We start from the raw sequence: 22,648 nt of genomic DNA, 5'->3' as shown, positions 1-22,648 counted from the left end.
TCCCTGCACGCGATCCTCGCGCCCGCTTGCCGAACCGTTGATCGTTCATGGACGATGCAATGCTTAGTGTCATCTGCAAGGAGTCTTCGATGCGTCTGTCCTTTGCCATCCTGCCGTTGTCCGCCGCCGTGCTGCTGTCTGCCTGTGGCAGCGCGCCGAAGAAGGCCGAGCCCACCCCGCCGCCGCCCAACGTGGTCAGCGCAGCGAAGCAGGGTGAAGCCAATCTGTCGCCGGCCTCGGCCAGCATCGTCAGTGGCCGCATCGCACTGATGGTGGAGCCCGGCGGTATCCACATCACCGGCCTGATCGGTGGCCTGCAGCCGTTGCAGCAGGCCGGTTTCCACATCCACGAGCGTGGCGACTGCAGCGCGGTGGATGCCAGCAGCGCCGGCAACCACTTCAACCCCGGTGGCGCCGCGCATGGCCGCGCCGGCACCGGCAAGCACCACCTGGGCGACATGGACAACCTGCGTGCCGATGCCCAGGGCCGCGCCAACGTCGATATCCACCTCAAGGGCGTTACCCTTGGCGGAGGCGCCGCCACCGATATCGCCGGACGTGCACTGGTCGTGCATGCCAACGCCGACGACTATCGCAGCCAGCCCGCCGGCAATGCCGGCGTCCGCATCGCCTGTGGCGTGATCCGGGTCGTCCGCTGATCACTGCAGGCAACATCCAGGGAGAGATTCCAATGCGTCTGATCCACACTTCGCTGTTTGCGGCCATCGCCGCGCTGGGCCTGGCGGCCTGCGGCCAGCAGCCGGCCGCTCCGCAGACGGAAACCCCGCCGGCCGCCCCGGCCGAGGGCGCCACCACCGAACCGGCCGCAACGCCAGCCCCGGCGGCTGCACCGGCTGCCGATGCCTCGGCCACCGCCGAACTGGCACCGACCCAGGGCAACGAAACCAAGGGCAGCGTCACCTTCAAGGTGGTTGATGGCAAGGTCCACGTGACCGGCCAGATCACCGGCCTGAAGCCGGGCAGCGAGCACGGCTTCCACATCCACGAGAAGGGCGACTGCAGCGCCCCGGACGGCATGAGCGCCGGCGGCCACTTCAACCCGGGCAAGCAGGATCACGGCAACGTCGCCACCGATCCGCACCACGGCGGTGACATGCCCAACATCAAGGCCGACGACAAGGGCGTGGCCACCATCGACGGCCCGGTGTCGAGCAATGTCAACATCGGCAAAGGTGATGACTTCGACATCATCGGCCGCGGCCTGATCGTCCACGCCGATGCGGACGACTACAAGACCCAGCCGACCGGCAACGCCGGCGCACGCCTGGCGTGTGCGGTGATCCAGAAGGCCCCGTAAGAATCAAGGAACGCCGGCGCAAGCCGGCGTTCTTCATTATCGGTAGTGCCGGCCGCTGGCCGGCAATCGCAGATCCGGACGTTGCCGGCCAGCGGCCGGCACTACCCGTCTTCAGCGCGCCAGCAGCTCGCGCGCGTCCTGGCCGGCCTCGCAGTGCACGAACAGCACCGCGGCCATTTCTGCTGGAAACGGAAAACGCCGGCGCAAGCCGGCGTTCTTCATTATCGGTAGTGCCGGCCGCTGGCCGGCAATCGCAGATCCGGACGTTGCCGGCCAGCGGCCGGCACTACCCGTCTTCAGCGCGCCAGCAGCTCGCGCGCGTCCTGGCCGGCCTCGCAGTGCACGAACAGCACCGGCACGCCGTGCGCTTCCAGCACCGCGGCCATCTGCCGCTGGCGCATCAGGAACTGCTCGTAGATGCCCTGCAGGCGGTCGCAATCGTTCTTGCTGTGGTTGTAGTACGCGCACCAACCCGCCGGATCGAACAGCGCCATGCGTGCCTCGCCATGGGTATAGCGCAGCAGTGGCTCGGGCGCGGCATTGAGCCACTCGTCTTCGCCCGGCGCCATGATCGCGGTCTCGATCAGCGGCCACAGCGCCGCCAGGCCCTGGTTGTCGTACTGCATCGACATCATCGCGGCCAGGTCGTTCACGGTGAAATAGCGCGCGTGTTCGATGCGGGCACCGAAGCTGTTCTGTGCCATCAACGCGGTGTCGGCATGCGCCATGCCGTTGGCCAGCAGTGTATCTTCCAGCGCATTGGCCACCGCGTTGGTGGTGGCCACGTCGCTGCCGGTCAGCAGGAACGGCACCACGCGCAGGCCGCCCCCCACCAGGGTCGCATCGGCCTGGAACGGCAGCGGCACATCGCCTGCGGCATCGGTGCCGAAGGCCAGCAGGCGCGGGCCCTGGTTGCGGCCCGGGGCACGCATCTGCAGTTCTTCCAGGCGGCGATGGATCGGCCAGCCCGGGCGCAGTACTTCGGCCGGGTCGAAATGGGCGGCCGCGAACACCAGGTCCAGCTCGGCCACCTGCGGCACCAGCTTGGAAAGGTCACGGCCGACGCGTTCGGCCAGTTCACCGGCCTGTTCAGCGCTGAGCACCGCCTGGCGGGGGATTTCACCGCCGGCCAGTTCCAGGGCCAGCACGCCAAGGGCATTCATCGCGGGGTCGGGTTTGCTCATGGTTCCACGGTTGGCCCATCACAGGGCGGCAGCTACACTTGGCTCCATTATGCCTGCTCCGCCGTGCAGGCCATGTTGCAGACACCCTCATCCATGCCAGGTATCTCCATGCCCAACGCTCGTCCCGTCGCCATCCTCGGTGGCGTCCGCATTCCGTTCTGCCGCCAGAACACCGCGTATTCGGATGTCGGCAACCTCGGCATGTCGGTCCGTACGCTGGGCGCGCTGGTCGAACGTTTCGGCCTGCACGGCCAGCAGCTGGGCGAAGTGGCGATGGGTGCGGTGATCAAGCACTCCAGCGACTGGAACCTGGGCCGTGAGGCCACGCTGTCCTCCGGCCTGTCGCCGCTGACCCCGGGCATCACCCTGCAGCGCGCCTGCGGCACTTCGCTGGACAGCATCATCACCGTGGCCAACAAGATCGCGCTGGGCCAGATCGAATCGGGCATCGGTGGCGGTTCGGACACCACCTCCGACGTGCCGATCGTCTACGGCAAGAAGCTGCGTGCACGCCTGCTGGCGGCCAACCGCGCCAAGAGCACCGGCGACAAGATCCGCGCCCTCACCGCCGGCTTCAAGTTCTCCGAGCTCAAGCCCGAGTTCCCGGGCGTGGCCGAGCCGCGCACCGGCAAGAGCATGGGCGACCACTGCGAGGACATGGCCAAGGAATGGAACATCTCGCGCGACTCGCAGGATGAGTGGGCGGTGTCGTCGCACAAGAAGCTGGCCGCCGCCTATGAGCGTGGCTTCTTCAACGACCTGATCGCACCGTTCCGTGGCGTCGAGCGTGACAACATCCTGCGCCCGGATACGTCGCTGGAAAAGCTGGCCACGCTGAAGCCGGCGTTCGACAAGGTTTCCGGCCGCGGCACGCTGACCGCCGCCAATTCCACCCCGCTGACCGACGGTGCCGCTGCGGTACTGCTGGCCAGCGAAGAGTGGGCGCGCGCGCACGGCCATGAGCCGCAGGCCTACCTGCGCGACGCGCATGTCTCTGCGGTGGACTTCGTGCATGGCGAAGGCCTGCTGATGGCGCCGACCATCGCAGTGCCGGAGATGCTCAAGCGCAATGGCCTGACCCTGCAGGACTTCGACATCTACGAGATCCACGAAGCCTTCGCCGCGCAGGTGCTGTGCACCCTGCGTGCGTGGGAGAGCGAGGATTACTGCCGCAACCGCCTGGGGCTGGACGCACCGCTGGGCCGCATCGACCCGGACAAGATCAACCTGCTGGGTTCGTCGCTGGCCACCGGTCATCCGTTCGCCGCCACCGGCGCCCGCGTCATCGCCACCGCCGCCAAGCAGCTGGCCGAACGCGGCGGTGGTCGCGCGCTGGTGTCGATCTGCACCGCCGGCGGCATGGGCGTGGTGGCGATCGTCGAACGCTGATCGCTGCGACCGCGCGCCAACCAAGGTTGGCGACTACCAGAAATGCGTGCTGGATCTGCTGTGGTAGATGCCGACCTTGGTCGGCCGTGAAACGGCATCGCTTGGAAGAGGCCACGCGCCAACCAGGGTTGGCGACTACCGGGTCCCGCAGATGAAAACGCCGCCCATTGGGCGGCGTTTTTTGCTCCTGTGGGTGCCGACCGTTGGTCGGCACACTTCAGCAGCGGTCACGGCAACCGCGGATTACCGAATTCGTCGCGCTCTTCGTTGGCGTCATACACCGGCGGCTGCACCGCGAGCGGCTGTTCTTCCACCGTGGCACGCAGTGGCGTCTCGCCGCCGCGCACCAGCGCCACGCTGTCCTCGCCGCGCTGCAGGCGCAGCGCATTGGCCAGGCACTGCGCGGCCAGCGCGTGTTCGCCACGCTGGGCGAACAGTTCACCCAGTGCTTCCCACGCCTGCGCACCGGCGCCCGCGGCGATGGCCTCGTGCAGGAACGCATCGGCGGCCTCCCACTGCTGCTGGGCCAGGGCCACGCGGCCCTGCGCCAGGCGCAACGCGGCCGAGCCGTCATGCACGTTGCGCCAACGTGCGAGGTTGGCCTGGCGGGTAGCCAGGCGCTCGGCCGGCAGACGGCCATACAGCGCCACCAGTTCGTCATCCCAGCGCTGGTCCAGCGCCTGTTCCAGCGCCAGCAGCGCCGGCTCGTCCCAGTCCAGCGCCACCGCGCGGCTGGCATAGGCGCCAACCACGTCCGGAGTCGGTCGCAGTGCCTTCGGCGTGGCTTCCCACTGCGCGGCCAGTGCGTTGACGTCGGCCGCTTCCAGCAGCGCCTGTGCAGCCAGGCGTGCTTCCAGTTCACTGCTGGCCTCGGCCGGCAGCACCTTGCTCTGGCGCAGTGCACCCAGCTGGCCATACGCCTCGTGGGCGCGGCCGGCCTGTGCCAGTGCCTCGGTGCGCAGCCACAGGCCACGTGGCGGCAGCGGCTGGATCGCCGCTACGTCCAATGCGTTGATCGCATCCACCGGCAGATCGCGCGCCAGCAGCTGTTCGGCGCGCAGCAGCGCCTGCAGGGTGGCATCACTTTCGCCCAGGCGCTGCAGCAGCGCCTCGCCAGCCGGGCCGTCGGCACGTGCCTGCGCGCTGCGCACGGCGTTGGCCAGCGCCACCGCGCTCACCTCCGGGTCCTTGGCGGCACCGTCCAGCAGTTTCTCGGCACGCTGCCACTGGCCGTGCTCATAGGCCTGCAGGCCGTCGATCAGGCGCACCCGGCCCTGTTTGCGGCGGTAGCGGCCCCAGGCGCGGAACGGTGCGGCGATCAGGCTCCACAGCAGCCATAGCACCAGCACCGCGATCACTGCCAGCAGCGCCACCTTCGGCAGGTTGCTGTGGTAGTCGTAGCCGCCGTAGCGCAGGGTCACTTCGCCGAAGCGGTTCAGGTCATCGGCGCCGAGCCATTGCGCAGCGACCACGCCGATGGCCACGGCCAGCAACAGCACGACCAGGGATTGCAGGGGTTTCATGCGGGCTTACCTCCGGTCGGTCTGGGTGCGCAGTTGTTGCAGGGTGCTGCCAAGGACAGCGTCGTTGGCCTGCAGCGGCAGTTCGCGCAAGGCCTTCAGTTCAGCACGTTGCGCGCGCAGGGCTGGTGAATCCGGCCAGCGCCGCTGTGCCCAGTGCTCCACGCGGTCCAATGCGGTATTGCGCCCCGCGTGGTCGCCGCGCTCGATTGCCGCACGTGCCAATGTCAGTTCCAGCTGCAGCGCGTCGTCGGCATTGCGCTGTTCGGCGGCGGTCAGCGGGCCGTTCTGGCGGCTCGGGGTGATGTCCACGAACGGCGCCAGAGCTGCCTGCCACCAGGGTTTGGCGGTGCTGCTGCCGGTCGTGCCGGTGATCTGCGAAGGCAGGCCCTGCAGTGCCCTGCCCACAGCATCCAGGCGCTGCAGCGATTGCACGCGTGGACCGCTGCCGAGCGCATCCAGTGCCTCGCGCTCCTGCACCAGCGCCTGGCGCAGGTTCAGGCCATCACTGTCGGGCAGTTCGGCCAGTGCCGTCGCGGCCTGGGCGTACAACCGGCGTGCGCCTTCCACATCGTCGGCGTAGTTCAGGCGCTGCGCGGCCTGGGTCAGCAGCAGTTCGGCCTCATCGCGCTGTACCGCCTGGCGGCCCTGGTTGGCGCTGTCGGCCAGCTTGGCCAGGTTCTCTTCCAGCAATGCGCTGCGCTGGGAAAGGCCCAGCATCTCGTCGCGCAGCACGCGGTTGGTGGCGGCCGCGTCCTGCAGGCGCTGGCTGGTCGCGCGCTGGTCACGACGCAGCGCATCCAGCGTGGCCTCCAGGCCCTTCAGCTGGACAGCCGTGGTCTGTGCCTGCGCTGCCTGTTCGTTCTGTTGCTGTTGCCAGACGTACCAGCCGGCATAGCCGCCCACGCCGAGCACGACCACACCGGCCAGCGGCAGCAGCCAGCGCACGGGTCGACGGGGCGGGGAAACGGGCGGAGTGTCGTTCATCGGGCTTCCTTGTCGGCAACGTCGCCGGTCGGGGGCCGGCAGGCCGCGTTGTGCACAGCATCACTGTTGCCGACGACAGCGGCAAGCGTGACCCACGTCCCTGTTCAGGTCGCTGCCGGGACGGTGAGCGTGGCGTGTGCGGCCGCCACCAGCTGCGCGGTGGTGGGGCCTGCCGCGCGCACGACATGCTGCAGGCCCAGTGCCCGGGCCTGTTCGCCGAGGCGATCACTGGCCACCACAGCAGTCGCGTGCGCCTGCAGGCGCTGCTGCAAGGGCGGCGGAAGCTGCTGCCAGAAATGCTGCAGCGCTTCGCCACTGCTCACCGCCAGCATCCACGGCTGCGCTGAATGCGCCAATCGGGCCAGCGCACGGGGCGGCAGGTGCAGCAGGCGACGCTGGTAGATGTCGGCACGTTCGATTGTGGCGCCGGCCGCCTGCAGCCGCGCGGCAATCAGGCCACGCCCGCCGGGCGCGGTCACCAGGCCGATGCGCAGGCCCTGTACGTCAGCCAGCACCGGCAGCGCCAGCAGGCCTTCACTGTCCATCCGCTGCGGCGCATGCACCTCGGTGATGCCGTGTGCCCGCAATGCGCGCGCGGTGCCTTCGCCGACGGTCAGCCACGGGCTGCGCTGCGCCTCGGCCAGCGGCAGCAGGGTGGCGGCCGCGGTCACGGCGGCCGGGCTGGTGAACACCACCCGATCGCAGTTCAGCGCGCGTTGCAGCTGACGCACCACAGGCGTGCCGTGCAGGCGCTGCAGGCGCCAGGGCGCCAGGGCCAGGACATCCCCGCCCAGCCCAGCAACGGCGCGGCGCAGCGCCACATTCTGGCCCCGCGGGCGCAGCGAGATCAGGGTCCAGCGCGCGCCGGAACGGGTGGCGCCAGTGGGTATCGTATGGTCGGCCATTGCCTGCATTATGCGGGCCCTTCGTTGTCGTGGTCGCTGCTCCGATGTCCGTTGATGCCCTGACTTCCTCGTTGGCCGCCCTGCAGGACGTGCTGGACTGCATGCCGGCGGTGCGCGCCATGCAGATCCAGCTCGACGGCTATGCCGATGGCGTGCTGCGCATCACCGCGCCGCTGGCCGCCAACGTCAACGACAAGGGCAACGCCTTCGGTGGCAGCCTGGCCTCGGTGCTGACCCTGTCCGGCTGGGCGCTGGTCAGCCTGCGCCTGCGCCTGGCCGGCCACGATGCCGAGGTCTACGTGGCCGACAGCAACCTGCGCTACCTGGCCCCGGTCTACGAAGACCTGCACGCCCACGCCGAAGCGGCCGAGGCCACCGGCTGGGATGCCTTCCTGAACACCTTCCGGCAGCGCCGCAAGGCCCGCATCAGCATCATCGCCACCCAGCCCGGCGCCGATGGCAAGCCCGCCGCCGAATTCAGCGGTCGCTTCGTTGCCTTCGCCAAAGGGTAGGATGGCAGGCTGACGTTCTGGGGAAACCACCGATGCGCCGCCTGATCCAGTTCCTGATCTGTTCCCTGCTGCTGGCCAGTGCCGTGGCCTCGGCCGACGACCTCAGCCGCAAGCAGCGCAAGCTGCTGGAAGAGACCCAGATCGCCTACGGGGCGACCATCCGCTGGGGCAGCATGGACGATGCCATCGGCTACCTCGACCCCAAGCTGCGCAAGGAAAAGCCGCCCACCGAGTTCGAGCTCAACCGTTACGCGCAGCTGCGCGTGTCGTCCTACCGCGAGCGCGGCAGTGCCTCACTGGACGGGGGACTGGTCGAGCGCCGGGTCGAAATCGGGGTGATCAACCAGAACACCCAGGCCGAGCGCACGGTGGTCGTGGTCGAGCGCTGGCGCTGGGACCCGGAAGCCAAGCGCTGGTGGCAGACCGCCGGCCTGCCGGACCTGTGGAAGGGGCAGTGACGGGCCGCGTCCGGCTTGTGCGACAATCGGCGCCCGCTTAATCGACCCGTGACCTGAGTGAATTACGAAGAGTTGCTGGCCTTTGCAGGCCGAAACCCGATGCTGTCCGCGGCCCTGGTCGGCCTGACCGTGGCCATCATCGTCACCGAGATCCGCCGCCTGTTCCGGGGCTTCAAGGGCATCAAGCCCGCCGAACTGACCCAGCTGATCAACGCGGGCGGCACGGTGGTGGTCGACCTGTCGGCCAGCGGTGACTTCGAGAAGGGCCACATTGCCGGCAGCCGCAACGCCCAGGCCAGTGCCTTCGGCCCGGACCACAAGCTGGTGGCCAACGCCAAGCAGTCGCCGGTGGTGCTGGTGTGCCGCAGCGGCAACGCCTCGGAAACCGCCGCCAAGGCGCTGAAGAAGGCCGGCTTCGAGAAGGTCTACGTGCTCGACGGCGGCATTCCCGCCTGGCAGCAGGCCGAGCTGCCGCTGGTCAAGGGCCGCAACTGATTGCCGCAGGTGGCGGATCCGGCCTTGTATGGGCCTGATCCCGCCCCCATCGCAGTAATTCGACCATCGTTTTCATTGCATTCATTGGAGTTACTGGAAATGTCCGAAGAGATCACCAACGGCGCTGCTGCGCCGGTCGATGCCGCCACCGGCCCCGCTTTCACCGTCGAGAAGATCTACGTCAAGGACGTCTCCTTCGAGTCGCCGAACGCCCCGACCATCTTCAATGACCAGGTGCAGCCGGAGCTGCAGCTGAACCTGAACCAGCAGGTGCAGCGCCTGGGTGAGAACGCCTTCGAAGTCGTGCTGGCCGTGACCCTGACCTGCCAGGCCGGTGAGCGCACCGCCTACGTGGCCGAAGTGAAGCAGGCCGGCGTGTTCGGCCTGGTCGGCCTGGACCCGCAGTCGATCGACGTGCTGCTTGGCACCCAGTGCCCGAACATCCTGTTCCCGTACGTGCGCCAGCTGATCAGCGACCTGATCCAGGCCGGCGGCTTCCCGCCGTTCTTCCTGCAGCCGATCAACTTCGAAGGCCTGTACGCGGAAACCCTGCGCCAGCGCCAGGAGCAGGGCGACGCACCGTCGCTGGCTGACTCCGAGCCGGCTGGCAACGCCTGATTCCTGCCGCGACGTCACGGATGAGCACTCCCGCTGACAAGATCGCCGTGCTGGGCGCCGGTTCCTGGGGAACCGCGCTGGCCAGCCTGCTCGCACGGCACGGTCATCCGACCGTGCTGTGGGGGCGCGACGCTGCCGTGGTCGAGGCCATCGACCAGCGCCACGAGAACCCGCGCTACCTGCCGGGCATCCCGCTGCCGGACAGCCTGCGTGCCACCACCGACCTGGCGTCGGCGGTGGAAGGCGCGGCCTGGATCCTGGTGGTGACCCCGTCGCATGCCTTCGGTGAAACCGTGCGTGCGCTGGCGCCGCTGCGTCCGGCCGGTGCCGGCGTGGCCTGGGCCACCAAGGGCTTCGAACCCGGTTCGGGCCGTTTCCTGCATGAAGTGGCGCGCGAAGTGCTGGGCGAGGACGTGCCGCTGGCCGTCGTCACCGGGCCATCGTTCGCCAAGGAAGTAACCCAGGGCCTGCCCACCGCGATCACCGTGCACGGCGACGTGCCCGAGTTCGCGCAGACGGTGGCCGAGGCGATGCATGGCCCGGCGTTCCGCGCCTACACCGGCGACGACATGGTCGGTGCCGAGCTGGGCGGTGCGATGAAGAACGTGCTGGCGGTGGCCACCGGCGTGGCCGATGGCATGCAGCTGGGCCTCAACGCCCGTGCCGGCCTGATCACCCGCGGTCTCAATGAAATGCTGCGCCTGGCTGCGGCGATCGGCGCCAAGCCGGAAACGCTGATGGGCCTGGCCGGCCTGGGCGATCTGGTGCTGACCTGCACCGGCGATCTGTCGCGCAACCGTCGCCTGGGCCTGGCCCTGGGCCGTGGCCAGACGCTGCAGGATGCCGTGCGCGAAATCGGCCAGGTGGTCGAGTCGGTGCAGACCGCCGACGAAGTGATGCGACAGGCACGCCGCCATGGCATCGACCTGCCGATCTCCGACGGCGTGCGTGCCGTGCTGCACGGCGAGCAGACCCCGGAAGAAGGCCTGCGCGCACTGCTGGCGCGGGAACAGAAACCGGAATACCCGGACACGCTGTTCAAGTGAATCGAAAAACCCCGGCCACGTGCCGGGGTTTTTTATGTGCGCGAGCCATCCACGCATGGCGTGGATCTACTGCCGAACCCGCTTCTGGTAGCTGCCAACCTTGGTTGGCGCCCGACGGCGGCAATCACCGCGCCCGTGGCGGCGCGCTGGTGTTGTCCATGTCCGAGAAGATCAACCACGGCCCGTCGCCCACGCGCTTCAGGGTCAGCGTGAACTTGCCGGTGTCCCCCTCGTTGCTGCCGTAGCGATACGCACCAATGATGTAGCCCGTGTTGCCCTCCACCGAGTGAGCCAACGCCCGCAGCCGCAACGGACTGCCGCCCTGGCCGGCATACGCGGCCTCGATCGCAGTACGCCCGCGCACCGGCGGCTGGTCGCTCTGCAGTACAAGACCATCCTCGGCAAACAGCGCAGCCAATGCCTTGGCATCAGCCGAGCGCCACGCCCGCTCCTAATCGCGTAGTACGCGCTCCAGCGGTGCGGGCAGGGCTGCGCCCGGGAGAGGCCGTGCAGGCTTCGCGCCTTCTGCATCGTGGGCAATTGCCGGCGATGCCAGCCGCAGGGCACTGCAGAAGATCATGGCGAGTCGTGTACGGCGCATGCGTCCGGCTCCAGGCGATGACGGGACGCTACGAACGCATCCTGGCACGGTGCTGGTTAGAATCACGCGGCCGCCGATTTGGTGGATGCAGCGCAGATCAGACAAGGACGGGGAATGAAGATTCGAATCACAGGGATAGCACTGACGGTCGCATTGCTGGCCGCCTGCGGGCAGGCACCGGCACCCGATGCAGCACCAGCCGCACCAGCACCGGCCACAGAAGCACCTGCGGCCACGGCAACGGTGGGCGAGAAGGCGCCATCCATCGAAGATGGCGTGGATCCCTCGGTGTGGGACAACGAAGGCGAACCGGAAGACCCGAGTGCCGGCGGCGAACTCACCTGCGCGGACAACCCGCTGGCGACGCATTTCTTCACCCTGGTGGGCGGCAATACCGTGGACGACTGCGGCCGCAAGGACCCGAAGGTGCTGGCCGCGTTCAACGCCCTGATGAAGGACACAGCCGCAGCCGAATCCGCCGACAGGGAGATTCCATCGCTGCGCGAACGCCTGTTGAGCGGGCCCAGCGGTCCTGGTGAGCTGCTGGTGCTGCAGGGCGAGCCGTGGTGGTTCTATACCGCCTGCCAGGCCCACGACTGCCCCGGCACCGCATTGACGATGCTGTATTCGGCCGACCAGTCGAAGATGGTCGGCCGTCTTACCGCGCGCTGCCGTGTCTGGTGGCTGGGCGAGCCGACGGCGGAACAACGTGCGCAGATCGAACAGCGCCAGCCACTGCAGGATGCCGCGTTGAAGGAAGACAGCGCACTCTGCGAGTGATGTGGCGCGCTCCGCAGCGCCGAATCATACCCGGCGGAATCGCGGGCGTTGTCGCCCGCGTCACCCTTCCGGCCGCATACGCGCGCTGGCCTGTGCGTTCATGGCCAGGCACGCCATGATCAGCCCTTCCATCACCCGGTCGCCCACGTACTCGGCCTCCGCGCCGTTCTGGCGTACGCGTTCGGCCGCCAGCAGCAGTTCCAGCGTCACGCGCTGGCTTGCCAACGCACAGTCCGCATCGGCCAGCGCCATGCAGCGGCCCGGCATCTGGTGACGCTCCGGCCAGGGCTGGCCGTCGGCGGCCGCGCCTTTGCCGATGCGGCGAAGCGTGGCGATGAAGGCGTTCGGATCGGTCGCAGCCGCGTGCTCTGGCGGCCCACCGCCAGTGGCGGATGAGCGATGCGGATGCAGGCGAGGGAAGTCCGGTGTGGTCATGGCAGTGCTCCGTGCAGGACAGACGGTAGCCGCCACACAAAGGTGGCGGGCGGAGACGTGGCTCGAAAACCGGGAGATCACGAACAAGACCGGCAGGCGCAAGGCCTCCACGCTCCGCCCGCCATAGCCGGCAGACGGAATGCCAGCCGGCGCCACGCGGGGTGACGCCGGCTGGCAAGCGCAAACAACGTTCGTGATCTAACGGGTTTTCGAGGCCCGGCCACCGATTTTCCGGTGGCCCGCCATCTGTACCGCTGTCGCTGCGCAACGCCAATCAGACGAGTTGCAAACAGCGTTTGATCGAAGACGCTTTCAGCATTCTTGCATGCTGTTAAGCCGTCGCGGACGCAGGTGCCGCAACGTCCGTGGCAGCGTGGGGAATATGCGACATGGTTCGAACTTGATGACAGGGATATGGGTACCCCACCAAGCCGATGACGACAGTGCGGAGCGAAGAACGTAAATCGAACTCGCCCCACTCTGGTTGTCAGCGCTCTTGGGGTCTTTCGTACCAGGCCTGAGTACGGTTGACGATCCGCACCACGGACAGCATGACCGGCACCTCGATCAGCACGCCCACCACCGTCGCCAGCGCCGCCCCGGAATGCACGCCGAACAGTCCCACCGCAGTCGCCACCGCCAGTTCGAAGAAGTTGCTGGCACCAATAAGCGCTGACGGGCCGGCCACGCAATGTGCCACGCCCAGCCGACGGTTGAGCAGGTAGGCCAGGCCCGAGGTGAAATAGACCTGGATCAGGATCGGCACGGCAATCAGCGCGATTACCAGCGGTTGCTTCACGATCTGCTGGCCCTGGAACCCGAACAGCACCACCAGCGTCAGCAGCAGCGCGGACAGGGACAGCGGCCCCAACCTTCGAAGCGTGAGTTGCAGGCCCGCCTCGCCGCTGCGCAAAAGGATCCAGTGCCGCAGCAGTGCAGCAGCCAGCACCGGCACCACGATGTAGAGACCAACGGACAGCAACAGCGTATCCCACGGTACGGTGATCGCTGACAGGCCGAGCAGCAGTGCAACCACCGGCGCGTAGGCAACCACCATGATCGCGTCGTTCAACGCCACCTGGCTCAGGGTGAAGTTGGCATCACCGCGGCACAGGTTGCTCCACACGAACACCATGGCGGTGCAGGGTGCGGCTGCCAGCAGGATCAGCCCGGCGATGTGGCTGTCGATCTGTGCTGCGGGCAACCAGTCGGCGAAGGCATGGCGCAGGAACAGCCAGCCCAGCAGCGCCATCGAGAACGGCTTCACGGCCCAGTTGATGAACAGTGTTACCCCGATGCCCTTCCAGTGTTGCTGCAACTGGCGCATCGCGCGGAAGTCGACCTTCAGCAGCATCGGGATGATCATCAGCCAGATCAGCACCGCAACCGGCAGATTGACCTTGGCCACTTCGGCGGACGCCAGCACCGCGAAGGCACCGGGCAGGACGTGGCCCAGCAGCGTGCCCATCGCAATGCACAGCACAACCCACAGCGTCAGGTGTCGCTCGAACAGACTCATGGCAGTGGCACCGTCACTGCGCGCCGTCGGTCGGCAACAGCTGGCCGATCCGGTCCAGCGCGTGCTGCAGCGCTTCGCGTTCGGACCACACCGATTCGGGCAGTGCGAGCAGCGCACGCAGGCGGGTTTTCACGATGGCATGGGCCAGCGCGAAGGCTGCGGCCTTGTCGGCATCGCTGCCTGCCACGGCGGCCGGATCGGGCAGGCCCCAATGGCTGCGGATGAAGTCACCGAACACCACTGGGCAAGCTTCGGCAGCGGCCGCATCACACACGGTGATGACCAGGTCCATGGGCGCTGCATCCACGAACTCGTCCCATGATTTGCTGCGCAGCCCTTCAACGGGCATTCCTTCGGCATGCAGTTGTGCCAGCGCGAACGGATTGACCTGGCCGGTGGGCTGGCTGCCCGCACTGAATGCCCTGAAGCGATCGCTGTCCCAGGCGCGCAGGGTGGCTTCAGCCAGCACGCTGCGCGCGCTGTTGCCGGTGCAGAGGAACAGGACATTGCGGGTCATGTGGCAATCGCTTCGATGGGGTGGGTCGTGTGCGGTATCAGCACTTGCAGGCGGGTTCGGCGGGGACGCACTGGTTGCTGGGTGAGCACGCGCAACAGTTGTGCGTGAGGTACTCGATCAAGCCGTTCATGGCATCGAAGTTGGCCCGATAGCAGACGTTGCGGCCCTGGTTCTCGCTCTCCACCAGCCCGGCCTGCACCAGCTCCTTCAGGTGGAAGCTGAGCGTGGCTGGGGGCACCTGCAGGGCCGTAGCGATGTCGCCCGCCATGCGCCCTGCCGGGCCGGCCTCCACCAGCAGGCGGAAGGCAGCCAGGCGGGTGGCATGACCGAGGGCGGTCAGGGCGGAGATTGCATTCGATGTTTCCATATTTCTAGAATAATCGAATGAATGAGCCAATCACAAGCCTGGACCTGCCCAACCTGGTGGAATCGTCATTGCCCCAGCCCAATCATCACCAGCTCGCCGCGGCAGATCTGGGGCCGCCGCGCATCCTCCTGCTCTACGGCTCGCTGCGGCCCCAGCCGTTCAGCCGCAAGCTGGCGCTGGAAGCCGAGCGACTGCTGCGCCATCTGGGGTGCGAAACCCGGGTGTTCGACCCGCATGCGCTGCCGATGCTGGACAGCGTGGACCCGCACCACCCTGAAGTGCAGCGACTGCGCGAATGGTCGCAGTGGTCGGAAGGCCAGGTATGGGTCAGCCCCGAGCGGCATGGCACGGTCACCGGCGTGTTCAAGAACCAGATCGACTGGTTGCCGCTGGAAGATGGCAGCGTGCGGCCCACGCAGGGCAGGACGCTGGCGGTGATGCAGGTGAGCGGCGGCTCGCAGTCGTTCAACACGGTCAACGCGTTGCGCGTGCTTGGTCGTTGGATGCGCATGCTGACCATCCCCAACCAGTCGTCGGTGGCCAAGGCCTGGCAGGAATTCGATGACGACGGCCGGATGAAGCCCTCGCCGTACTACGATCGGGTGGTGGATGTGATGGAAGAGCTGGTGAAGTTCACGCTGCTGACGCGGGGCCGGTCGGACTACCTGGTAGACCGTTACAGCGAGCGGAAGGGCGACGCGCACGCCGCGGCATTGGCGCGGGCTGCAGAGGCTACGGCTTCCTGAGCCTCATTGGTGCCGATGTGAGGCACGCTCACCCAAGCAGCCTCTTCACCCTTGAAGCTGCAAGGCGGATGATCACCACATAGGCCAGCAACATGCCGGTGCCGATGCCCATTACTTCGATTTCCCAGTTGCGGCGGTAGGGAGAAGGGCCCATGAAGGCCCACGCCAGAAGCACCGCCGCAATCAGCAAGGCGCTGCGATTGGCCTTCGAAATGAGCGCATCTTCGGTCGCGCGCCCCATGTTCGGATCCCAGGAACCGAGCAGCCACCCCAAGCCACGCAGGTAGTCGCGCGCCACGAAGAACAGGAAGACGAATACGCCTCCCATCGTGCTCAGCAGAAACTGGAAGAGTGGGTCCACCGGCGGCCTCATGGACGAGGCAGACATTGCCTCGCAGGATCGTCTACGGGCGCAGTATGCCAGCGTGCCGGGCCTCGGGGGCACCACGCCTCACACGCAGGCGACTCTCCATGAGCAGACTGTGCATCGCAGCCGCCCGGCGGGCGGGCATGGCCCGGGCATGTGCCCACAACGCCCAGGGCGGACGCACAAACGCACTACTCGCCAGCGTGCTGTGCGGTCTTCTTTTGGTTGCCATCTGTGACGGCACGGCTCTGCGCGAACTCCGGGAACGTCTTCGCGATCGAATCCTTGTCCGGCAGGATGTAGAACACACCGCCCTTCTCGAACGTGGACTGCACGATCTGCTCGTAGAACGCGGGCGAGACATTGATGCAGCCGTGGGTGACGCGGTTGTCGTCCGGCGAGGGCGATGCCAACCGCTCGGCGCGCTTTTCCTTCGGGCTGCCCGGCGGCAGCGGGTGCATCGAGACTGCGGAATCGTAGTCCACCCACAGCACGCGTCCGGCATCGTCGGACGGGCCGTAACCGCCAATGAAGCGGCCGGCAGGCGTGGTGCGGTCGTGGCCGGGAATCGCGCTCAGTGCGAGCTTGGCGACGCCCGGTGCGGAGTGATCGCCGATCGCCGAACCGAACAACGCCGGTGCTGCGCCGCGCAGCTTGCCGTCGCCGCCGAAGACCAGAACCTGCGCCGCCGCCTTGTCCATGACCGCAAACGGATAGCCCTGGTTGTCTTTGCTGGCGACCACCCAGCCGGCCAGCTCGATCACTGTCTCGGACACGCTCTGGTCGGGCGGAAGTTCATCAACGGCGGCGACCGATGGTGCAGGTGCGTCCTTGTCCCTGGCGTTGGCTACGCCGCTGCACGCAACGGCCAGTGCCATGGCCAGGGAGGCATGGAGGGCGCGGCGTGCAGGGGAGGGGGAAGTACGAATGGGACGGCTCCTTGCAATGCAATCGTGGGTGGAAGGATGCCAGTGGCCGGTGAAGGCCACTGGGTCCCGATGCACCCGATACAGAGGTGGATCAATTCAAAACGGTGAGGGAGCGATTACCCGCGCGGCTTGCGGCCGGCAGGTGCCCTTTCAAGCTGCTGCACGCGACCTTCGATCTGGTCCAGGCGCTGATTGGCCTGCTGTGCGGACTGGTTGGCGGACTCCGCGCTCTGCGCAGCGCCCTGCACCTTGACGTCGAGCTGATCGAGACGCGAGTTGATGGTTGCAAACTCGTTCTTGTATGACGCGCAGGCGCCAAGGCTTACGGTGGCGATGAGAGCCACAGCAAGTGCGCGGGCCGTCTTCATGTGTTGCGGGTTCAGGTTCATTGCACTCCCTCCTTCGTCTGGGGAAGCTGGAATATAGCGGCGTTTGTTCCCGCCGCTACCAAGCGCTTTCAGCTGGAATTTGAATACGTGGAAGCACTGTGAAGCCGGCCCCTGACCCAACATTAACAAGCGGAATCAGGCGAGCTGATCTACGTCGGCGGCGTGCCTTGTGCCTGTTCAAGGTCGCCAATTCATCAGTATGAAGCGGCTCTCACAGCACGTGCGTTTCCACGCCTTTGGCAGCAGTGCAGGCAGGCGTCCATCCACTCGCCTCGAACACGGTCGCGGCGGTGTCGGGCCGCACATCCAGCAGCGTGGCGATGGCCCTGGTCCTGTCTGGCGCGCGGGAAACATAGCTGCGCGCGATGCGGTAGCCGACCCAGTATCCGAGATCTCCACGTCGTGCTTCATCGCCGGGGCCGTCGTACAGCCACTTCGAAAGATCGGTGCCCCCGCTGTCCTGTACGAACGCGCGCTCCAGCGCACATTCGCGGCCCTGGGCCCAGCGACGCAGATGCGCGTTGGCCGGTTGCCCCGAGATCAGTTCACCCACGTACTCGGCGCCGCCTTCAAGCAACGTCTGATAGAGCAGGGTGGGCTGCGCGACATCGACGCTCGCACCGGGCTGTTGCACGTGCACGTACTCATGGGCGATCAGGTGCACGAAACGATCGCCGACGTCAGGCTGCATCCAGTCGGCGTTGCACAGTGCTTCCAGACCGATCACCACACCATCTTCGGTGGTGACGCCGCCGCTGTTGCCCCGCCCGACCAGCACGGTGACCGGAGGAAAACGTGCAGTGGGGAGCAGCGTGCCCAACCGATCGAGTGCGTCGGCAACCCGCGCGCGGATCGCCGGCAATGCCGCTGCACAGGCCCGCGCCCTGGCGAACAACGCCGGCTTGTCCTGGATGGCCCTGGCCAAACGCTCCATTGAACCGATGCGGCTGCCGGTGAAGCTGCGCAACGCCTCCGTGCCGATGTCCAGATAGCCGCGCTGCAGGTCTTCGGCACTTGGTTTTCCGCCAGTGCCATCCAGCACGCTGAAGAAACGCGTGACATCGTCTGTCTGTACCACGATGCGTGCAGAAGGTTGGGCGCGCTCGGCCGCGTTGGCTGGCAGCTGCATCATCGGCAGGGCGACGAGCAGCAGCACCCGCACCGCGCGGCGCGCATGGGGCGGAAACAGCAGTGATGCGACGGACGCGTGCGGCATGTGGAGTTCCCTGAACGCCAGCCTTATTTATACACCAGTCAGTTCAATATTCAGGGTTGATTAGACCCCCTAACGGATAATTCACACCTGTCGACCGCCTCCTCTCTCTCCCCCTCCCGGGAGGCGGCCGACGAAACCAAAATAATTAAAGGTGTGTCCCGATGAACAAGAATTCGCTGCTCGCCCTGGGTCTTCTGGCTGCCCTGCCGTTCGCCGCATCGGCAACCGACGGCCTGTCGTACAACTACGTTGAAGGCGGCTACGTGAACACCGATGCCAAGGGCGGCGACGCCGATGGCTGGAAGGTGAAGGGTTCCGTGGCGGTGCACCCGAACTTCCACATCTTCGGCGACTACAGCGCGCAGGAGACCGACAAGTTCAAGAATGACGTCGACCAGTGGCGCATCGGCGCCGGCTACAACTACGGCATCGCACCGAACACCGACCTGGTGGCCCGCGTTGCGTACCAGAAGTTCGACATGAAGCATGGCCTGGACTTCAACGGCTACTCGACCGAAGTCGGCGTGCGCACCGCGTTCAACCCGTACGTGGAAGGCTACGTGATGGCCGGCTACGAGGACTACACCAAGAAGCACGGCATCAACCCGGACGGCGAGTTCTACGGCCGCGTCGGCGCCACCGCCAAGTTCAACCAGAACTGGGGCCTGAGTGGCGAAGTGAAGCTGGCCAAGGCCGGCGACCGCGAGTGGTTCGTGGGCCCGCGCTTCACCTGGTAACAAACGCCTGTCGTTAGTGCGTGTTGTGCTGGCGTGTGACTCTCTCTCTCTCTCCCACACGCCAACCGAAGCCCGGCCTCGCGCCGGGCTTCACTTTTATGGGCCCCGTGGCGCCACAATGCGGCATGGGCGACCCTTTCTCTCTTGCAGGCACCGGCACGACCTACCAGGAACATCTGACGCCTGCGCCGCTGCGTGGCCGCTTCGGCCAGCTGTGGCAGAGCCAGCTCCCTGCCGATGCCGATGGGCACATCACCGTATTGCCCGATGGCTGCGTGGATATCCTCTGGCGCGACGGTGCGCTGTTCGTCGTCGGCCCGGACCGTGTGGCCGCGCACCCGGCGCTGGCACCCGGTGCGCAGGTGCTGGGCGCACGCTTCCGCCCCGGCCAGGCATTGGCCGCGCTGGGCCTGCCGCTGGCCGGGATCATCGGCCAGGCCGTGCCACTGGCTGATCTGAAGGGCGCGTGGGCGAACAAGGCGGCGGCCTCCATCGGCGACACCGCGCCTGTGCAGCGCCTGCAGCGGATGGCGCATTGCCTGCAACAGCACATGGGTGCGGCCGCGCTCGATACGCCGGCGCAGCGCGCCCATGTCCTGTTTCAGGCGCTCGCCGCGGGTAATGCCACGCTGGATACGCTGGCGGCGCAGTTGGGCCTGAGCCCGCGCAGCCTGCGGCGTTTCAGCCAGTCGCAGTTCGGCTACGGCGCCAAGACGCTGGAGCGGATCCTGCGGCTGCAACGTTTCCTGCGCCAGAGTCGCGCGCTGCCACAGCATTCGTTGGCGATGCTGGCCGCTGATGCCGGCTATGCCGACCAGGCCCATCTCAGCCGCGAGGCGCGCGAGCTGGCTGGCATGACCGCCAGCGAGCTGCGCCTGGAGTGGGGACAATGATGGCCGTTTTGTTCAAGACCGCCGTGCCGCGCTGACCGAAGCTGGGGTTCCAATCACGGAGCAACCTCATGAGCCACGAAGCTACCCACGAAGCCGAACGCCGCATCGACAACATCGAATTCAACGTCGCCGACATCGCCCGCAGCAAACGCTTCTACGGCGAGGTGTTCGGCTGGCAGTTCACCGACTATGGCCCGGCCTATACCGAGTTCGACGATGGCCGGCTGAAGGGCGGCTTCGTGTCTGACGCGCCGTTGCGTGCTCACGGAGGACCGCTGGTGATCCTGTACTGCGCGGACCTGGCCGACGCACGGCAGCGCGTGGTCGCCGCCGGTGGCGAAGTGGTGCAGGCGGTGTTCGCCTTCCCCGGGGGCCGCCGCTTCCACTTCCGCGATCTGGATGGCTACGAACTGGCGGTCTGGAGTGATGTGGACTGAGGTCTTCGTACCTTCGCTGGTGGACGGAACGAGAACCGCTCCGTCCCCGGTCAGGCGGTTCCGCTATGATCGCCCGCACATCGCCACACGCGATGCGTCCGCCTCAAGCCAGCAGGAACCGCCGTGAACTCCCAGCCCGCACCGATCACCGCCGTCAACCACACGCTCGACAACGAGCCGCAGCAGATCACCGCGCCGCTCACCCATTCGGCGGCGTTCCTGGTGCTGAAGGTGAAGGATGACGAGGCGTCGATCGCCAAGGCGCGCGAGGTGCTGGCCAGTACCGACGATCTGATCAAGAACACCGCCATCCGCGAGATCGAGCGCACCTTCACCTGCAACGTTGCCATTGGCCATCGCGTGTGGCAGCCGCTGGTAGGCTCCACGCCGCCACGCGAGCTGAAGCCGTTCCGCGAGATCAAGGGCGCGACCCACACCGCCGTGTCCACGCCCGGTGATCTGCTGTACCACATCCGCGCACGCACCATGGACCTGATCGTGGCGTTCGAGCGCAACCTGCTGATGGCCTTCGGTGATGCGGTCGAAGCGGTCGATGACGTGGCCGGCTTCCGCTATTTCGATGGCCGCGACCTGCTCGACTTCGTCGATGGCACCGCCAACCCGGAGGGGCTGTCGCTGCCGGAAGCCACGATCGTGGGTGACGAGGACCCGGAGCATGCCGGCGGCAGTTACGTGGTGGTGCAGAAGTACCTGCACAACCTCGATGCGTGGCGCGCGCAGAAGACCGAGGCGCAGGAGGCGATCATCGGCCGCACCAAGCACGACAACATCGAGCTGGACGACGCGCCGGCCGATGCGCAGAAATCGCACAAGACGCTATGCACCATCGAGGATGCCGACGGCGAGCACGAGATCCTGCGCGACAACATGCCGTTCGCCAACCCTGGCCGCGGCGAGTACGGCACCTACTTCATCGGCTACACGCGCCGCCTGTGGGTGATCGAGAAGATGCTCGAGCGCATGTTCATCGGTAATCCTGCACCGCTGCACGACCGCATCCTCGACTTCTCCACCGCCACCACCGGCGTGACCTTCTTCGCACCCTCGCGCAAGGTGCTGGCCGACCTGGGCGAGTGATCGCGCCGGGCCATCGCCGGCCGCCATCTGCCTGTCATCTAGGGCGCCGACCATGGCGCGCTGGATGGGAGTGCAGCAGGCAGGCGATGGCCATGGCAGGGAACAGGACCGGCATGCGCCGCTGGTGGCGGCGTCTGGCTGCGGTGTTCGGCGCGTTGGCACTGGGGAGTGCCAGCGTTTCCGCGCAGGAAGCCCCTGCGCACTGGATGGCCTACGCCGCCGCCGTGGGTGGCCAGCTGCAGCAGCGCCTGCAGCAGGAACAGGACCCGCAGGCGCAGCGTGTGCTGGCGTGGTTGCAGGCGCACCCTGACACACCGGCACCGCTTCCGGTGAGCGTGTGGATCGCGGCGGATGGCCGTATTTCGAAACTGGAATTCGACAGCCTGGGCGATGCCCAGGTCGACGCCGACCTGCGCGCGACGCTGCAGGCCGCGCCGTTGCAGGCGGCACCGCCGGCCGACATGCGCCAACCGCTGCGCCTGGGCCTGTTGCTGGAGCCGAAGTAGATCCGCGCCATGCGTGGATGTGGTGGGTAGATGCCGACCTTGGTCGGCAGGCGCGCACCAACCCAGGTTGGCGACTACCGGTAGCCCGGCCGCGCATGGCGTGGCGCTACCGCGTTGCCACCTGCGGTTCACGCGCGGCGGCGCTCCATGCGCGCAGGCCGAACACGGCCAGGCCGAGAAAGAACACGTACAGCGCGGCGGTCACGTGCAGCGACTTGAACAGGTACGCACCCACATAGACCACGTCCACTGCGATCCACACCCACCAGCAGGCCACGTGGCGGCGGGCCTGCCACCATTGCCCGACCAGGCTCAGACCGGTCAGCAGCGCATCCAACCACGGCAGGGCAGCGTCGGTGAAGCTGTGCATGGCTGCACCCAGCACCACGCCACCGCACAGGCCGATGGCCAGGTCGCGCAGCAGGGTGCCGCGTGCCAGTGGCACGATGCGGATGCTGCCCTCATCGGCGGCGTGCTGCCGCCAGTTGAGCCAGCCATAGACCAGGAAGCCACCGAAGGCGACCTGCAGCAGGGTGTCCGAGTACAGCTTGGCCTCGGCGAACACCAGGCCATACAGCGCCACCGACAGCAGGCCCACCGGCCACGCTGCCAGCCGGCGCCGGGCCATCAGCCAGACGCCGAGGATGCTGCACAGCGCGGCGGTCCACTCCAGCATCAC

28 protein-coding genes and 1 pseudogene are annotated in these 22,648 nt (G+C 67.1%); 15 read left to right on the top strand and 14 right to left on the bottom strand.

Features of this window, described 5'->3' with window-relative positions; all coding sequences use genetic code 11:
- The first annotated feature begins 89 nt into the window (after positions 1-89).
- Together AC5JLE_RS18085 and AC5JLE_RS18080 are read left to right on the top strand one after the other, a co-directional pair.
- On the top strand, positions 90-659 hold the full coding sequence (locus tag AC5JLE_RS18085; RefSeq protein WP_241884641.1) for a superoxide dismutase family protein: 570 nt from the start codon (positions 90-92) through the stop codon (positions 657-659).
- A 32-nt stretch (positions 660-691) separates the two neighbouring features.
- A complete protein-coding gene (locus AC5JLE_RS18080) occupies positions 692-1,318 on the top strand; it encodes a superoxide dismutase family protein (RefSeq protein ID WP_049420293.1) in 627 nt (208 codons plus the stop codon).
- Between the two features lie 296 nt (positions 1,319-1,614).
- Here the strand turns inward: AC5JLE_RS18080 and AC5JLE_RS18075 are convergent, their stop codons facing one another.
- Positions 1,615-2,502 (bottom strand): hypothetical protein, encoded by an 888-nt coding sequence (locus AC5JLE_RS18075; protein ID WP_241884612.1) that lies wholly within the window; start codon positions 2,500-2,502, stop codon positions 1,615-1,617.
- 93 nt (positions 2,503-2,595) lie between these two features.
- Here AC5JLE_RS18075 and AC5JLE_RS18070 point away from each other — a divergent pair, with 93 nt between their 5' ends.
- On the top strand, positions 2,596-3,891 hold the full coding sequence (locus AC5JLE_RS18070; RefSeq protein WP_087786464.1) for an acetyl-CoA C-acetyltransferase: 1,296 nt from the start codon (positions 2,596-2,598) through the stop codon (positions 3,889-3,891).
- Between the two features lie 227 nt (positions 3,892-4,118).
- On the opposite strand, the gene AC5JLE_RS18065 is transcribed toward AC5JLE_RS18070, so the two are convergent.
- The 3 genes from AC5JLE_RS18065 to AC5JLE_RS18055 all read right to left on the bottom strand — a co-directional run bounded on the left by AC5JLE_RS18065 (position 4,119) and on the right by AC5JLE_RS18055 (position 7,312).
- Entirely contained in the window at positions 4,119-5,414 is a 1,296-nt protein-coding gene (locus AC5JLE_RS18065; protein WP_164109097.1) for a heme biosynthesis HemY N-terminal domain-containing protein, read from the bottom strand.
- A gap of 6 nt (positions 5,415-5,420) precedes the next feature.
- Positions 5,421-6,398, bottom strand: a complete 978-nt coding sequence (locus AC5JLE_RS18060; RefSeq protein WP_496065516.1) for a uroporphyrinogen-III C-methyltransferase — start codon at positions 6,396-6,398, stop codon at positions 5,421-5,423.
- Positions 6,399-6,502: 104 nt separating this feature from the next.
- Positions 6,503-7,312, bottom strand: coding sequence for a uroporphyrinogen-III synthase (locus tag AC5JLE_RS18055; protein WP_496065515.1), 810 nt, complete (start codon positions 7,310-7,312; stop codon positions 6,503-6,505).
- A 35-nt stretch (positions 7,313-7,347) separates the two neighbouring features.
- Here AC5JLE_RS18055 and AC5JLE_RS18050 point away from each other — a divergent pair, with 35 nt between their 5' ends.
- From AC5JLE_RS18050 to AC5JLE_RS18030, 5 genes are all read left to right on the top strand, one after another.
- On the top strand, positions 7,348-7,815 hold the full coding sequence (locus AC5JLE_RS18050; protein ID WP_005407593.1) for a YiiD C-terminal domain-containing protein: 468 nt from the start codon (positions 7,348-7,350) through the stop codon (positions 7,813-7,815).
- Between the two features lie 32 nt (positions 7,816-7,847).
- Positions 7,848-8,273 carry a hypothetical protein gene (locus AC5JLE_RS18045; protein ID WP_049441732.1) on the top strand — a complete coding sequence of 142 codons (426 nt, stop codon included), beginning with the start codon at positions 7,848-7,850 and terminating at the stop codon, positions 8,271-8,273.
- 57 nt (positions 8,274-8,330) lie between these two features.
- The gene (locus tag AC5JLE_RS18040) at positions 8,331-8,768 is read left to right on the top strand and encodes a rhodanese-like domain-containing protein (protein ID WP_014645505.1); all 438 of its coding nucleotides are present in this window, start codon (positions 8,331-8,333) and stop codon (positions 8,766-8,768) included.
- 99 nt (positions 8,769-8,867) lie between these two features.
- Positions 8,868-9,386 carry a protein-export chaperone SecB gene (secB, locus tag AC5JLE_RS18035; RefSeq protein ID WP_005407596.1) on the top strand — a complete coding sequence of 173 codons (519 nt, stop codon included), beginning with the start codon at positions 8,868-8,870 and terminating at the stop codon, positions 9,384-9,386.
- A 20-nt stretch (positions 9,387-9,406) separates the two neighbouring features.
- Complete coding sequence (locus AC5JLE_RS18030) at positions 9,407-10,432, top strand: NAD(P)H-dependent glycerol-3-phosphate dehydrogenase (RefSeq protein ID WP_005420929.1); 1,026 nt, start codon at positions 9,407-9,409, stop codon at positions 10,430-10,432.
- Positions 10,433-10,556: 124 nt separating this feature from the next.
- Here the strand turns inward: AC5JLE_RS18030 and AC5JLE_RS18025 are convergent.
- Positions 10,557-11,012: pseudogene (locus tag AC5JLE_RS18025) on the bottom strand (YybH family protein).
- Positions 11,013-11,147: 135 nt separating this feature from the next.
- Here AC5JLE_RS18025 and AC5JLE_RS18020 point away from each other — a divergent pair.
- Complete coding sequence (locus AC5JLE_RS18020; protein ID WP_164109103.1) at positions 11,148-11,813, top strand: Ivy family c-type lysozyme inhibitor; 666 nt, start codon at positions 11,148-11,150, stop codon at positions 11,811-11,813.
- A gap of 60 nt (positions 11,814-11,873) precedes the next feature.
- On the opposite strand, the gene AC5JLE_RS18015 is transcribed toward AC5JLE_RS18020, so the two are convergent.
- From AC5JLE_RS18015 to AC5JLE_RS18000, 4 genes are all read right to left on the bottom strand, one after another.
- Positions 11,874-12,248, bottom strand: coding sequence for a hypothetical protein (locus AC5JLE_RS18015; RefSeq protein ID WP_075076523.1), 375 nt, complete (start codon positions 12,246-12,248; stop codon positions 11,874-11,876).
- 487 nt (positions 12,249-12,735) lie between these two features.
- Positions 12,736-13,767 (bottom strand): ACR3 family arsenite efflux transporter, encoded by a 1,032-nt coding sequence (gene arsB, locus AC5JLE_RS18010; RefSeq protein ID WP_164109105.1) that lies wholly within the window; start codon positions 13,765-13,767, stop codon positions 12,736-12,738.
- A gap of 13 nt (positions 13,768-13,780) precedes the next feature.
- Entirely contained in the window at positions 13,781-14,284 is a 504-nt protein-coding gene (locus AC5JLE_RS18005; protein ID WP_111206057.1) for an arsenate reductase ArsC, read from the bottom strand.
- A 37-nt stretch (positions 14,285-14,321) separates the two neighbouring features.
- Positions 14,322-14,651, bottom strand: a complete 330-nt coding sequence (locus AC5JLE_RS18000) for an ArsR/SmtB family transcription factor (protein WP_164109106.1) — start codon at positions 14,649-14,651, stop codon at positions 14,322-14,324.
- Positions 14,652-14,668: 17 nt separating this feature from the next.
- Here AC5JLE_RS18000 and arsH point away from each other — a divergent pair, with 17 nt between their 5' ends.
- Positions 14,669-15,397 (top strand): arsenical resistance protein ArsH, encoded by a 729-nt coding sequence (gene arsH, locus AC5JLE_RS17995; protein WP_164109108.1) that lies wholly within the window; start codon positions 14,669-14,671, stop codon positions 15,395-15,397.
- A 28-nt stretch (positions 15,398-15,425) separates the two neighbouring features.
- Here arsH and AC5JLE_RS17990 read toward each other — a convergent pair whose 3' ends face one another.
- The 4 genes from AC5JLE_RS17990 to AC5JLE_RS17975 form a co-directional block, all read right to left on the bottom strand.
- Positions 15,426-15,758: a hypothetical protein gene (locus AC5JLE_RS17990; protein WP_239517579.1), complete on the bottom strand. Its 333-nt coding sequence runs from the start codon at positions 15,756-15,758 to the stop codon at positions 15,426-15,428.
- Positions 15,759-15,955: 197 nt separating this feature from the next.
- Positions 15,956-16,642 carry a L,D-transpeptidase gene (locus AC5JLE_RS17985; RefSeq protein ID WP_014645514.1) on the bottom strand — a complete coding sequence of 229 codons (687 nt, stop codon included), beginning with the start codon at positions 16,640-16,642 and terminating at the stop codon, positions 15,956-15,958.
- Positions 16,643-16,809: 167 nt separating this feature from the next.
- Complete coding sequence (locus AC5JLE_RS17980; protein ID WP_010487149.1) at positions 16,810-17,082, bottom strand: hypothetical protein; 273 nt, start codon at positions 17,080-17,082, stop codon at positions 16,810-16,812.
- 211 nt (positions 17,083-17,293) lie between these two features.
- On the bottom strand, positions 17,294-18,298 hold the full coding sequence (locus tag AC5JLE_RS17975) for a DUF2268 domain-containing putative Zn-dependent protease (protein ID WP_239517580.1): 1,005 nt from the start codon (positions 18,296-18,298) through the stop codon (positions 17,294-17,296).
- A gap of 161 nt (positions 18,299-18,459) precedes the next feature.
- Between AC5JLE_RS17975 and AC5JLE_RS17970 the strand changes: the two genes are divergently transcribed.
- The 5 genes from AC5JLE_RS17970 to AC5JLE_RS17950 all read left to right on the top strand — a co-directional run bounded on the left by AC5JLE_RS17970 (position 18,460) and on the right by AC5JLE_RS17950 (position 21,969).
- A complete protein-coding gene (locus tag AC5JLE_RS17970) occupies positions 18,460-19,035 on the top strand; it encodes an OmpO family porin (protein ID WP_005411880.1) in 576 nt (191 codons plus the stop codon).
- 125 nt (positions 19,036-19,160) lie between these two features.
- Entirely contained in the window at positions 19,161-19,928 is a 768-nt protein-coding gene (locus AC5JLE_RS17965; protein ID WP_164109110.1) for a helix-turn-helix transcriptional regulator, read from the top strand.
- Positions 19,929-19,996: 68 nt separating this feature from the next.
- Positions 19,997-20,365: a VOC family protein gene (locus tag AC5JLE_RS17960; RefSeq protein ID WP_164109112.1), complete on the top strand. Its 369-nt coding sequence runs from the start codon at positions 19,997-19,999 to the stop codon at positions 20,363-20,365.
- Between the two features lie 123 nt (positions 20,366-20,488).
- A complete protein-coding gene (locus AC5JLE_RS17955) occupies positions 20,489-21,463 on the top strand; it encodes a Dyp-type peroxidase (protein ID WP_049405218.1) in 975 nt (324 codons plus the stop codon).
- Between the two features lie 86 nt (positions 21,464-21,549).
- Positions 21,550-21,969 (top strand): hypothetical protein, encoded by a 420-nt coding sequence (locus tag AC5JLE_RS17950; protein ID WP_164109114.1) that lies wholly within the window; start codon positions 21,550-21,552, stop codon positions 21,967-21,969.
- 106 nt (positions 21,970-22,075) lie between these two features.
- Here the strand turns inward: AC5JLE_RS17950 and pnuC are convergent, their stop codons facing one another.
- The gene (pnuC, locus tag AC5JLE_RS17945; RefSeq protein ID WP_069118177.1) at positions 22,076-22,645 is read right to left on the bottom strand and encodes a nicotinamide riboside transporter PnuC; all 570 of its coding nucleotides are present in this window, start codon (positions 22,643-22,645) and stop codon (positions 22,076-22,078) included.
- Positions 22,646-22,648 lie beyond the last annotated feature (3 nt).

This window comes from Stenotrophomonas sp., assembly GCF_059505245.1.
The sequence above is the reverse complement of the archived record's forward strand: the minus strand, read 5'-3'. Positions and strand labels throughout refer to the sequence as shown.